Genomic DNA, 12,288 nt, shown 5'->3' on the forward strand with positions numbered 1-12,288 from the left:
GATTCTAAAGAAATGAACTGGAACAGCAACCTGATAAATAACCTGGAGTGGGCCGATAAGATCATCAACATCGAAGGCAAACAAAAGGTAGCTGCCGAAATTGCAGCAAAAGTTAAGGATGGCGATATTATAGGTGTTGGCTCAGGCTCAACATCATACCTGGCCCTGGTGGCTATTGCCCAAAGGGTAAAAGATGAAAAACTGAATGTAAAGGCTATCCCTACTTCGGTGGAGCTTTCTATGTTTTGCGCCAAATTAGGGTTACCTGTAACAACGCTGTATGAATATAAGCCCGACTGGCTGTTTGACGGTGCCGACGAGGTTGACCCTGACAAAAGCCTGATCAAAGGGCGGGGAGGGGCCATGTTCAAAGAAAAGTTGCTCATCAGCTCAAGCGCGGTTAGCTATATTATAGTCGATGAGTCGAAGATGGTTGATAAGTTAGGTTCCAAATTTCCGGTACCTATTGAGGTTTTCCCTCAAGCGCTGCCTTATGTGGAAAAAGAACTGAAAAGCCTGGGAGCTACCGAATTAACCATCCGCCCTGCAAAAGGTAAAGACGGCCCGATAATTTCAGAAAACGGCAACCTGGTACTGGATGCCAAGTTTGCTGAGATCGGTAAAAGTTTTGAAAGAGATATTAAATCGATAACAGGAGTAATTGAAAGCGGACTTTTTATCGGCTTTGATGTGAACATTATCATGGCATCGAATAATTAGCTTTAGCCTTAAGTTAAAGTCTTTAGCCCGAAATCATAAAGAAAATGGGACTTTTGACCTACTAATTATGATTTAAGACTAAAAACTGGCATTTACGGCTAAAAACCGGGGGACTTAACCAGGATATGTTAACAAAGTATGATATAAATCTTACAATTACCGGCATTCTTATTAAGAACTTTACATAACAGACCGATTTGGTAGCAATTTTTACTACCTTCATCGCGCTTTTAACAAAATAATTAACAAACACAAAAACAAACCCTATTATGGCAACTAATAACGTAGCGCAGATACATGGTTTTGGTCAGAGTATCTGGCTTGATTTTATTGACCGTGAGATCATTTCTTCAGGAAAACTTAAAGAATTAATTGACGTTGACGGCGTACGCGGCGTTACTTCAAACCCTGCAATTTTTGAAAAGGCTATCAGTAGCAGTTCTGATTATGATGCTGATATCGCTGCACTTAAATCTGAAAGCGACAACGAAAAGCTGTTTTTTGAAATAGCTGTTAAAGATATCCAGGCCGCTGCCGACCTGTTTAAAGGTGTTTACGAAGAATCAAACAAAGTTGATGGTTACGTAAGCCTTGAAGTTTCTCCGTTTTTGGCTTTAGATACCGAAGGTACTGCTAAACAAGCCGAAGAACTTTGGAAAAAAGTTGACCGTGAAAACGTAATGATCAAAATCCCTGGCACTAAACCAGGTTTGGCTGCTATTCAGCAATCAATTGCAAAAGGTATCAACATTAACGTTACCCTGCTGTTTGGTTTAGAGCGTTACGAAGAAGTAACCGAAGCTTACATCGCAGGTTTGGAAGAGCATTTAGCTGCAGGTCATAAAATTGCCCACATTTCATCAGTAGCCAGCTTCTTCCTGAGCCGTATTGATGTTGTTGTGGATCCTATTATCGAAGCAAAAGGCGAAAAAGAGCTGTATGGTGAGGTCGCAATCGCATCAGCTAAAAAAGCTTACGAAATTTACAAAAGGGTATTCAGTGGCGAAAGGTGGCAAAAACTTGCCGACCAGGGCGCACAACCACAGCGTTTGCTATGGGCAAGTACCGGCAGCAAAAACCCTGCATTTAAAGATACCAAATATGTTGAGGCATTAATTGGCCCGGATACTGTTGATACCGTTCCGTTGGAAACTGTTGATGCTTTCCGTGATCACGGTATTGCCGCCAATACATTAGAAGCCGGCTTGGATAAAGCTACCGAGATCTTAGCTAAACTGCCGTCTTTAGGTATCGACCTTGCTGCTGTAACCCAGCAATTAGAGGATGAAGGTATCGAGAAATTCAACAAGCCGTTTGAAAAGCTGTTGAACGCTATCGAAGCACAAAAAAACAAATAATTAAGTTCTGAGTCTTAAGTCAAAAGTCTTGAGTTCGAAGTCGAAATAACTATTTTAACTTTGAACTTAAGACTAAAGGCTTCCGGCTAAAAAAATACTACATCTATGGAAGTTGCTGATCTGAAGATCCTTTTTTTTGACGTGGGCGGCATTCTGCTGTCGAACGGTTGGGGACACGAAGCCCGCGAAGAAGCGGCTAAAAGGTTTAACCTTGACTATGATGAGGTTAACGCCCTGCACAATTTCATTTTCAACGTATATGAAATTGGCAGCATCACGCTTGATGAATACCTTGATACGGTGATATTTAACCACCCAAGGGATTTTGTACGCGAAGATTTTAAGGATTTTATCTATTCTACCTCTGTTGAATTGCCTATGCTGCAATTTTTGAAGGAGTGGAAAAAAGATTGCGGCTTCCGTATTATATCAGTGAACAACGAAGGCAAGGAACTGAACGATTACCGGGTACGCAAGTTTAAGCTGCATGAATGTTTTGATGCCTTTGTATCATCATGCGAAGTAAAAATGCGTAAACCCGATCCGGGTATCTGGCAGTTAGCCATGGGCATAGCCCAGGCGTCACCGCAGCAATGCGTTTATTTCGACGACAGGAAAATGTTTGTTGATACTGCACAAAAACTGGGTATCCGCTCGTTCCAGCATACCAGCCTCGAAAGCACTAAGAAAATTTTAGAAACTCTTAAAAAAGAAAACCTCAAAAAATGAGCGCAACAGAAAACAAATACGCTTTTGGCATGATAGGCCTGGGTGTTATGGGTCGCAGCCTGCTGCTGAACATGGCCGATCATGGCTTCGCGGTTGCCGGACACGATAAAGATACCGGTAAAGTAGATTCATTGAACCAGGAAGCTGGTGACAGGGAAGCCAAAGGCTTTTCAGACGTTAAGGAATTTATTCAAAGCTTAACCACGCCAAGGGCTATCATGATGTTAGTGCCGGCCGGTAAAATTGTTGACGCCGTAATTGAGGAATTAACCCCGTTATTGGAAAAAGGCGATATCCTGATTGATGGCGGTAACTCGCACTTTACTGATACCAACCGTCGTGTTGAAGAGCTGGAAGCTAAAGGCCTTCACTTCTTTGGTATGGGTGTATCAGGAGGTGAAGAGGGAGCCCGTCGTGGCCCAAGCATGATGCCGGGTGGCGATAAGGATGCTTACGCTGTAATGAAACCTATTTTTGAAGCTATTGCTGCTAAAGTTAACGGCGAGCCTTGTGTTACCTACATTGGCCCCGGCGCATCAGGTCACTTTGTTAAAATGGTACACAACGGCATCGAGTATGGCATTATGCAGGTAATTGCCGAAACTTATGAGATCCTGAAAAAAGGCTTAAAGTTAGGTAATGATGAAATAGGCGATTTGTTCACAAAATGGAACGAGGGCCGTTTACAGTCATTCCTGTTAGATATCACCAAAGATATTTTCAAATACAAAGCTCCGGGTACCGATCATTTATTGTTAGATGATATTAAAGACGAAGCTAAGGCCAAAGGTACCGGTAAATGGACATCGCAAGTGGCTATGGATTTGGTGACCCCAATCCCAACCATCGATACATCAGTATCTATGCGCGATCTGTCAAAATATAAATCACTTCGCGAAAAAGCGTCAACGCTATATAATGATCCTATCGACCTGAAAGGAGATAAAGAAGAGTTATTAGTTGCTTTAGAGCAGGCTTTCTATTTCACCAGCATCGTTACTTACGCTCAGGGTATGCACCTGCTTACCAAAGCATCTGAAGAGTATAAATATGACCTTCATTTAGGCGAAATTGCCAAAATCTGGAGAGGCGGCTGTATCATCCGTTCAGAGTTTTTGAATGATATTTACAACGCTTACAGCAAAGATCAGCAATTACCTCACCTGTTGCTTGACAGCGATATCCAGGCATTGGTTGCCGGCACTTTGCCGGGCATCAGGAAAGTATTATCGGCTACTATTGCTGCCGGTGTTGCTGCTCCGGGTTATGCTTCGGCATTAAGCTACTTCGATGCTTTCCGCAGCGAAAGGATGCCTTCAAACCTTACCCAGGCTCAACGCGACTATTTTGGTGCGCATACTTACGAGCTTATTGGCAAAGAAGGTACTTTCCATACACAATGGGCTCCTGCAAACGATTAATTAACGCTATTAATTAAAACACAACAATGAGCACAACAGTTAAATCAGAGCCTACCATATTTATCATTTTTGGTGGAACGGGAGATTTAAACTCCCGGAAAATTGCTCCGGCCCTATATAATCTATTTTTAGATGGATGGATGCCTAAACAATTTTCCATTATAGGTACCGGTCGTACCAAGCTTACTGATGAACAATTCAGAGAAAACCTGTATAAGGATATCAACCAGTTTTCGCGCAGCGGTAAAACGGATGATAAACAATGGGCCGAATTTGTAAAGAACGTTTATTACCAGGTATCTGACGCTACCGATTTTGAAACATACAAAGAGTTTGGCAAACGCATTGAAAAACACAACGCCGAGTGGAAAACCAAGGCTAACGTGTTGTTTTACCTTGCGGTAGCGCCTAATTTCTTCCCGATCATTGCATCAAACATATCAAAAGCTAAACTGGCCGATGATAAAAAACGAGTAAGGATCATCATCGAGAAACCATTTGGTCATGACCTGGAAACAGCAAAAGACTTGAATGCTTTGTTAAAAAGCATTTTCGACGAGTGCCAGATCTACCGCATTGACCACTACCTGGGTAAAGAAACTGTTCAAAACATCATGGCTTTCCGTTTCGCCAACTCCATTATGGAGCCGCTATGGAACCGTAACCATATTGAACACGTACAAATTTCAGTTACCGAGCAATTAGGTGTAGAAGAGCGCGGTGATTACTACGATGGCTCAGGCGCTATGCGTGATATGATCCAGAACCACCTGTTGCAATTGCTTTGCCACATTGCTATGGAACCGCCTATCAGCTTTAGTGCCGATGAAGTGCGCGACCGTAAGGTTGACGTGCTGAAAGCCATGCGCAAGTTTACTGCCGAGGATGTTCGTAATTCGACCGTTAGGGGCCAATACGGCAGCGGATGGATGAAAGGTAAAGAAGTACCGGGGTACCGCGAAGAACCAAAAGTTAATCCCGAATCAAATACTGAAACTTTTGCCGCCATTAAGTTCTTCATTGATAACTGGCGCTGGCAGGGTGTTCCTTTTTACCTGCGTACAGGCAAAAGGCTGCACCAGTCGTCATCGGTTATCACCATCCAGTTTAAGGATGTTCCGCACCAGATTTTCCCTGCCGAAGCAACCGAAAGCTGGCAGCAAAACAGGTTGATCATCAGTATTCAGCCCGAAATGAGCATTCGTTTGCAGGTTCAGGCTAAACGCCCGGGTATTGATATGGTATTAAACGCCGTTGATATGGTGTTTGACTATAAAGGTACTTATACCAACCAGGCTCCTGAGGCTTACGAAACACTGATATTGGATACCATGATGGGCGATCAGACCTTGTTTATGCGTGGCGACCAGGTGGAAGCTGCGTGGGAACTGGTAATGCCTATCCTGAACACATGGCAAAGCAAAAAGAGCCTCAATTTCCCTAATTATTCGGCCGATTCATGGGGACCTGAGGCTGCTGAAGCTTTAATTGCCCGTGATGGCTATAATTGGTTTACTTTACCTGTAAACGGTAAAAAATAAAAAACTGATGACACTGAATATCTATAACACAGAAGGCGAAGTACTAACCGGACTGGCAGATCATTTTGTTACCCTGGCTACCGAAGCTATTAACAAAAACGGCAAGTTCAGTGTTGCGCTTTCGGGCGGCAGTTCGCCTAAAAAGTTGTATGAGCTGCTGGCTTCAACAACTTATGCCGACCAGGTAAACTGGGAAAAGGTTTTCTTCTTTTTTGGCGATGAGCGCAACGTACCTCAAGACCATAAGGATAGCAACTACCTAATGGCTAAAAAAGCTTTGTTTGAGCCCCTGCTGATAAGCCCGGCACAGATTTTCCCGGTTGAAACATCATTTGGCCCGGCCGAAGCTGCCGCCAAATACTGGGAAGTGATCTCGGCGTTTTTTGATGATGGCGAAGCAAGCTTTGACCTGGTACTATTAGGCTTAGGTGATAACTCACATACAGCGTCACTATTCCCTTATACACCGGTGCTGCATGATCGTGTGCCCGGCGTAAAAGAAGTATGGCTGGAAGATCAGCAGGTATGGCGTATTACCCTCAATGCGCCGCTTATTAATGACGCTGCCCAAATTGCGTTCTTAGTTTACGGCGCAGGTAAAGCCGAGGCTGTAAAACACATACTGGAAGATGACGAGGATATTGAATTGTATCCCGCACAACTCATCGATTCCATCTCCGGCGAAGTAGAATGGTTCCTTGATGAACCGGCTGCTGCAGCATTGGAGACTAAAGAATAATATACTTTATTATTTGACAATAAAAGGGCCTGAGCGTTTGCTTAGGCCCTTTTTTGATTTTAAAGTGGATTAAACTTACACTCGTTTGCAACTTCAAGTGTAGGGAAGATGAGGGATCGTTGGGAATGTTAGTATAAAAAGCCATGTCATTGCGAGGAGGAACGACGAAGCAATCTCGTAGCTATGCAATTCGGCCATGCATTGGCTACGAGATTGCCACGCTGCGCTCGCAATGACATGATTTTTGTTTGTTTTTCCAGGAAACTTTCATCTTCCCAACACTTGAAGTTGCGACGAGTGCTTAATATGGTTTGGCGATTGTATAGCCAGTCGCGTTATAAACGCTAATCCACGTTAAGTGCTCGTTACAAACGAGCGCAAGAAGGTCAATAAAAGGGATTAAGCGCTTGCTTAGGCCCCTTTTGTTTGGCAGGAAGAAATCTATCACTCTTTAGCCTGAATGCGCTACAGCGGCTAAATTAGGCTCGATATATTTAAACTTGGGCTTGTTGAAACGAGCGCAAGAAATGAAAGAAACGAAGTTGCGTGGAAAAATAAACAACCACCGTTCAACCATCCATCTCAACTCCATTTTTAAAAGGTCTTTCGCCATTTTCTGCAATTTCACGCAGAATTCATCATTTTTCGGATCAAAAATCCATGTTAAGACAATGTTAATTTTGACAGAAAAACAGCAATTACTAACCCATTTTACACTCTCCTGACTAAATTACCCATAGGGTCAAAAAATAAATTACTATCAATCAATTGATTAAATACTCATGACTTTTGGATGAAAAATCGCATCTGATTTCTGTTGTTAATTTGCTGTGTGTTTAAAACAACATATATAAAAAACACAACAATAGTTATGAAAAATTTATTCAAAGTTTCAGCATTAGCCATTGCATTCGCAGGCTTAGCATTTGGTGCAAAAGCACAAACATCTACACCTACTACCCCTTCTACAACATCAACTACAACCAAAAGTGGCATCCGTTATAGCATAGGCGTTGAAGCAGGTTTACCTGTTGGCAATTTCAAAGACAATTACAAATGGAACTTAGGCGGTTCGGTACAGGCAGATATTCCGGTTATTTCAAACCAGTTATTTGTTACTGTTAACGCAGGTTACAACAACGTATTTGGTAAAAACAACATCGGTGGTGTACAAGGCCTTGACGCAACTGATTTTCACCTGATCCCGGTTAAAGCAGGTTTGAAATATTTCCCAATCAGCAACTTCTATGTACAAGGTGAAGCAGGTGCAGCATTTTTGTTAAACAAATCTGATGTTAACGCCAATAAATCAACTGCATTTGTTTATGCTCCGCAAATTGGTGTTCAGTTCCCTGTAAGTGCAAGCAGCTTTATTGATGCAGGTATCCGTTATGAAGCAACTACCAAATATGCAACTGGTGTTGATGCAAGCAAAGTGAACTTTATAGGTTTACGTGTAGCGTACGGCTTTTAATATATGGCCCTACAAATACCTTAACATAAAAAAGGGGAGCTCATTCGGGCTCCCCTTTTTTATTATGTTTTTTTAGTTGATATGAACCTTAATAATTAAATAAATCGTATAAATTAGCACATTGTTTGTATTTTGACACTTAATAAGACATTTACCGCACAATAATTGCTGAATATGAAGAGGATCCTCATCATTGATGATGAAGTTAATGTTGCGTTATTGCTATCAAAGTTTTTAACGCGAAATGGGTTTGACGTTAGTACCGCATCAAGTGGTATGGGGGGTATGGAGGCGTTGAAAAACGGTGAATATCAACTTGTACTTTGCGATTTCAGGCTCGAAGATACCGACGGCCGCGAAATGCTCCGTAACATTAAAATCCAGTATCCTAAAACAGGGGTTATCATCATCACCGGCTATTCAGACATTAAAATGGCTGTTGAGCTTATTAAAATGGGGGCCTATGATTATATCACCAAGCCGCTATATCCGGATGAGATATTAAATACTATTAATAAGGCCTTTGAAACCCACCATGCCCTGGTTGAGATAGACGAAGAGCCGCAGGCCGCTATTATACCCGAAAAAGCAAAGACTAATACCGTTAAAAAAACTGTTTTTGCAGCCGAGTTTGTTACCGGAACCAGTCGCGCGTCAAAGGAACTTGCGCGCCAGATTGAACTGGTAGCACCAACAAATTACAGCGTTATTATTTTAGGCGAAAGCGGAACCGGTAAAGAATCGGTTGCAAAAAGTATCCACCTTAATAGTCCGCGCCATAACCAGCCGTTCATAGCTATGGATTGTGGTTCGTTAACCAAGGAGCTTGCGGCAAGTGAGTTTTTCGGTCACGAAAAAGGTTCGTTCACCGGTGCTTTATATACCAAAATTGGCCATTTTGAAATGGCTAACGGCGGTACTTTGTTTTTAGATGAAGTAGGTAACCTTTCGTACGAGATCCAGGCAGCATTGCTTCGTACCGTACAGGAACGTAAGGTTAAAAGAATAGGCAGCACCAAGGAGATTGACCTTGACGTGCGCATTATCATAGCGACCAACGAAAACCTGCAGGAGGGCATCCAAAAAGGCCGTTTCCGCGAGGATCTTTATCACCGCTTTAATGAGTTCAGTATTTACATGCCGCCACTGCGCGAGCGCGGGCACGACATCATTTTACTGGCCGAGCACTTTTTAAAAATAGCCAACCAGGAACTGGGGCGCAGCGTTGAATCGTTTTCGCAGGAGGTTGTGGACTGCTTTATGAATTACCGCTGGCAGGGCAACATCCGCGAGCTTAAAAACGTGATCCGCCGTGCTGCACTTTTGGCCGAAGGAAATGAGATCACCCTTAAAGCATTGCCGCTTGAAATGTCGACCTATAAATTATCGTACGAGGCACCAAATCATTACGCACAGCATCAACATCAGCACCATCAACCCACGCCGCACGCGGCAGATATACCAGAGGTTAAAGAGCCCCGTCACGATCTTAAAAACGCCGCTCTGGAGGCCGAATATGAAACAATTATACGGGTACTAAGGGAAGTTAACTTCAATAAAACCAAGGCTGCCGAAATCCTGAATATCGACCGCAAAACCCTCTATAATAAAATGAAGGCCATTAACCTTAAGTAATATGGGGGCTGATGAAGAGAAAAACGATGCCGAAGCCCTGCGTAAATTAAGGCACGATATAAAAAACCAACTATCAAACATTCACCTGGCGCTTGAACAATTACGGTACGAAATACCCAACCCTTCGTCAGATTGTTTGTTTTATATGGATACCATAGAAATAAGTTCAACCCGGATCAATAAACTGCTTAACGATACCCAATAAAAGGCGTTGCAATTAATACTTGAAACGCCAAAACTTTTTGGCGTTTTTTTGTTTTAAGCAAGTATTAATCAACAGTCTACATGTCAGTTTTCAATTACAAGCAGCGCAATAACGTTATCCTGGTAAGCATCATTATACTGGGCTGCTTTTTGCTTTATGCACTCAGCGGTTTGTTCAGTTCTATCCTTGGCGCGGTGGTATTATTCACTATTTTCAGGCCGCTGTTTGTAAACCTGGTCGAAAAACGCAACTGGAACAAAACACTGGTAGCGCTGCTCATTATTTTCAGCTCGCTTATTGTTATTGTGATTCCTTTCCTTACGTTGAGTATCATGATTGTGGGTAAAATATCGAGCATCAATATAAAAGATCTGCCTATTGACCAATGGACATCAAAAATTGATGCTTTTGCCGCAGCCAACCTCAACCAGCCACACTTTGCCGAGGATACGCTGCAAAAGCTGGGTACTTTTGGTACAGGTTTGTTCCCGTCCATACTAAGCAGTGCTGCCAATATCATCATTACCTTGCTGGTATTGTATTTTCTTTTGTATTTTATGCTTACGCAAATGCGTGAGTTTGAGGCAGGCCTTTTAAAATATGCCCCTTTCCGCGAGCAGCATGCATTAAAATTCGCCAACGCCTTACGCGATTCTACCTATTCTAACGTTTTAGGACAAGGGATAATAGCAGCCACTCAGGGATTTTTACTTGCGCTGGGCTTTTATGCGCTAAGCATTCCGGATGCTGTATTTTGGGGAGTGATCGGTGCTTTTATATCTTTTTTACCTGTTGTGGGAGCGCCAACCTTGTGTATTCCGGCAAGTATTATATTATTTGCACAGGGGCATAACTGGCAGGGGGTGGTAATACTTGTTTACGGCCTGTTGGTTATCGGCAATATTGATAATGTGCTACGCATGATCATTAACAAGCGCATAGCCAATACGCACCCTATAATTTCTATAATTGGTGTATTTATAGGCTTACCTTTGTTTGGCATCCTGGGTTTGGTATTTGGCCCGGTGCTGTTATCATACTTCCTGCTGTTGCTGGAGATCTATGAAACAAACCGCATGGCAGCCGACAGGCTTGAGCGGATAAACAGTGTTTAATTATACCGTACAGCCCTGAACAGTTTTGTGAACACAGGGTAAAATTTATTTACCGAATAAAAGTTAATTTATACTTAAATAAAAATAAATACGCCAAATGCACATATTTGGCAGGATATTTACGAGTAACTAATCAAATGTTCAACTTAAAATTATATTACAATGAATGATAACTCAAAAGTAGTTGTTGCATTGCTTGCCGGTTTAGCAGCAGGGGCAGCGTTAGGCATTTTATTTGCACCTGATAAAGGAAATGAAACCCGCGATAAGCTTACCGAGTCGTTAAAAAATCTTGGCGAATCAATAAAAGATACTGCAGCAGCCGAAATTGACAACCTGGTTGGTTTAAAAGACAAAGTTGTTGAAAACATCAAGTCGAAGATCAAAGGCGCCGAAGAAGAGTACCAGGACGATCTTGAACACGCATAAGCATTTATAACATTCACCATCCCGGCAGCAGCTGCCGGGATATATAACCTTACCCTATGGAAGAGAAAAAAGAAACTCAACCGCCATTACCACCCATTATTGACCAATTAAAAGAGTACGCCGAAACGAGGTTTAAGCTTTTAAAATATGAAGCAATTGAAGGCGGAACATCCATATTAGCCAGTATCATTGCCGATGTGGTAGTTGTGATCAGTATGGTATTGGCCTTTCTTTTTGCAAGTGTTACCTTAGGTTTTTTCCTTGCTGATGTTTTCCATTCATACTGGGAAGGATTTGGATGTGTTGCCGTACTTTACTTTTTGATAGCCATGTTTATCAAGATATTTAAACGCCACCTTGAAAGGCCGCTTATCAACATCTTTATTCAAAAAATATTTAAACGATAAACCATGGATCTTCATATCACAAACGTCAGTGACCTGCAGGCCGAAATATTCAGGTTAAAAGCGCTCGAAAAACAGCAGGCAGTAGCGGTGAAAGCCCGATTCAATAGTCCGTCGGCCTTATTTTCAACCGTACTTACACTGTTCCCGCGTTCAAACGATACCGACGGCATAAAGAATACCAGTTTCTTTCATCCCGATATCCTTAACCTGATATCAAGATTTGTGATTCCGCTTACGCTGAACAAAACGCTTTTCAGACATTCAAACTTTTTGGTTAAAACATTGGTTGGCCTTGTTTCCCAAAAGGCATCAAACTATGTTAATGAAGATACCGTTGGTGGTATTTGGGATAAAGCCAAGGCGCTTTTCGCCAAATTCACTAAAAAGAAAGATGATGCCGCATACAAACCTGCGCCATATGTTAAGCCGGTGGGTGGGGCAGCGGTATAAACCCTTATTTTTCCTATCCAGAGAGGCCATTCATTGGCAGTTAGGTTTTAATTCGTGAAATTGGT

Annotated in this window: 13 protein-coding genes; all 13 read left to right on the plus strand. The window is 42.3% G+C overall.

Annotation, left to right across the window (positions count from 1 at the left end):
- Positions 1 to 12: 12 nt before the first annotated feature.
- The 13 genes from rpiA to BMX50_RS08390 all read left to right on the plus strand — a co-directional run bounded on the left by rpiA (position 13) and on the right by BMX50_RS08390 (position 12,223).
- Positions 13 to 720, plus strand: coding sequence for a ribose 5-phosphate isomerase A (gene rpiA, locus BMX50_RS08330; RefSeq protein WP_091210032.1), 708 nt, complete (start codon positions 13 to 15; stop codon positions 718 to 720).
- A 269-nt stretch (positions 721 to 989) separates the two neighbouring features.
- Positions 990 to 2,078, plus strand: coding sequence for a transaldolase (tal, locus tag BMX50_RS08335; RefSeq protein WP_091210033.1), 1,089 nt, complete (start codon positions 990 to 992; stop codon positions 2,076 to 2,078).
- A 105-nt stretch (positions 2,079 to 2,183) separates the two neighbouring features.
- Positions 2,184 to 2,807: an HAD family hydrolase gene (locus BMX50_RS08340; RefSeq protein ID WP_091210034.1), complete on the plus strand. Its 624-nt coding sequence runs from the start codon at positions 2,184 to 2,186 to the stop codon at positions 2,805 to 2,807.
- Positions 2,804 to 4,228 carry an NADP-dependent phosphogluconate dehydrogenase gene (gene gndA, locus BMX50_RS08345; RefSeq protein WP_091210035.1) on the plus strand — a complete coding sequence of 475 codons (1,425 nt, stop codon included), beginning with the start codon at positions 2,804 to 2,806 and terminating at the stop codon, positions 4,226 to 4,228. Before BMX50_RS08340 ends, gndA begins: the two co-directional genes overlap by 4 nt.
- 26 nt (positions 4,229 to 4,254) lie before the next feature.
- Positions 4,255 to 5,769, plus strand: coding sequence for a glucose-6-phosphate dehydrogenase (gene zwf / locus BMX50_RS08350; protein WP_091210036.1), 1,515 nt, complete (start codon positions 4,255 to 4,257; stop codon positions 5,767 to 5,769).
- A 7-nt stretch (positions 5,770 to 5,776) separates the two neighbouring features.
- A complete protein-coding gene (pgl, locus tag BMX50_RS08355) occupies positions 5,777 to 6,508 on the plus strand; it encodes a 6-phosphogluconolactonase (protein ID WP_091210037.1) in 732 nt (243 codons plus the stop codon).
- An 871-nt stretch (positions 6,509 to 7,379) separates the two neighbouring features.
- Positions 7,380 to 7,982 carry an outer membrane beta-barrel protein gene (locus tag BMX50_RS08360; protein ID WP_091210356.1) on the plus strand — a complete coding sequence of 201 codons (603 nt, stop codon included), beginning with the start codon at positions 7,380 to 7,382 and terminating at the stop codon, positions 7,980 to 7,982.
- Positions 7,983 to 8,156: 174 nt separating this feature from the next.
- The gene (locus BMX50_RS08365) at positions 8,157 to 9,617 is read left to right on the plus strand and encodes a sigma-54-dependent transcriptional regulator (RefSeq protein WP_091210038.1); all 1,461 of its coding nucleotides are present in this window, start codon (positions 8,157 to 8,159) and stop codon (positions 9,615 to 9,617) included.
- A 1-nt stretch (position 9,618) separates the two neighbouring features.
- Positions 9,619 to 9,822: a hypothetical protein gene (locus BMX50_RS08370; protein ID WP_091210039.1), complete on the plus strand. Its 204-nt coding sequence runs from the start codon at positions 9,619 to 9,621 to the stop codon at positions 9,820 to 9,822.
- An 80-nt stretch (positions 9,823 to 9,902) separates the two neighbouring features.
- Positions 9,903 to 10,937: an AI-2E family transporter gene (locus BMX50_RS08375; protein WP_091210040.1), complete on the plus strand. Its 1,035-nt coding sequence runs from the start codon at positions 9,903 to 9,905 to the stop codon at positions 10,935 to 10,937.
- 162 nt (positions 10,938 to 11,099) lie between these two features.
- Positions 11,100 to 11,366 carry a YtxH domain-containing protein gene (locus tag BMX50_RS08380; RefSeq protein ID WP_090532345.1) on the plus strand — a complete coding sequence of 89 codons (267 nt, stop codon included), beginning with the start codon at positions 11,100 to 11,102 and terminating at the stop codon, positions 11,364 to 11,366.
- Between the two features lie 56 nt (positions 11,367 to 11,422).
- A complete protein-coding gene (locus BMX50_RS08385; protein ID WP_091210041.1) occupies positions 11,423 to 11,773 on the plus strand; it encodes a phage holin family protein in 351 nt (116 codons plus the stop codon).
- Between the two features lie 3 nt (positions 11,774 to 11,776).
- Positions 11,777 to 12,223, plus strand: coding sequence for a hypothetical protein (locus tag BMX50_RS08390; RefSeq protein ID WP_091210042.1), 447 nt, complete (start codon positions 11,777 to 11,779; stop codon positions 12,221 to 12,223).
- Positions 12,224 to 12,288 lie beyond the last annotated feature (65 nt).

It is taken from the genome of Mucilaginibacter gossypiicola, assembly GCF_900110105.1.
Classification (GTDB): domain Bacteria; phylum Bacteroidota; class Bacteroidia; order Sphingobacteriales; family Sphingobacteriaceae; genus Mucilaginibacter; species Mucilaginibacter gossypiicola.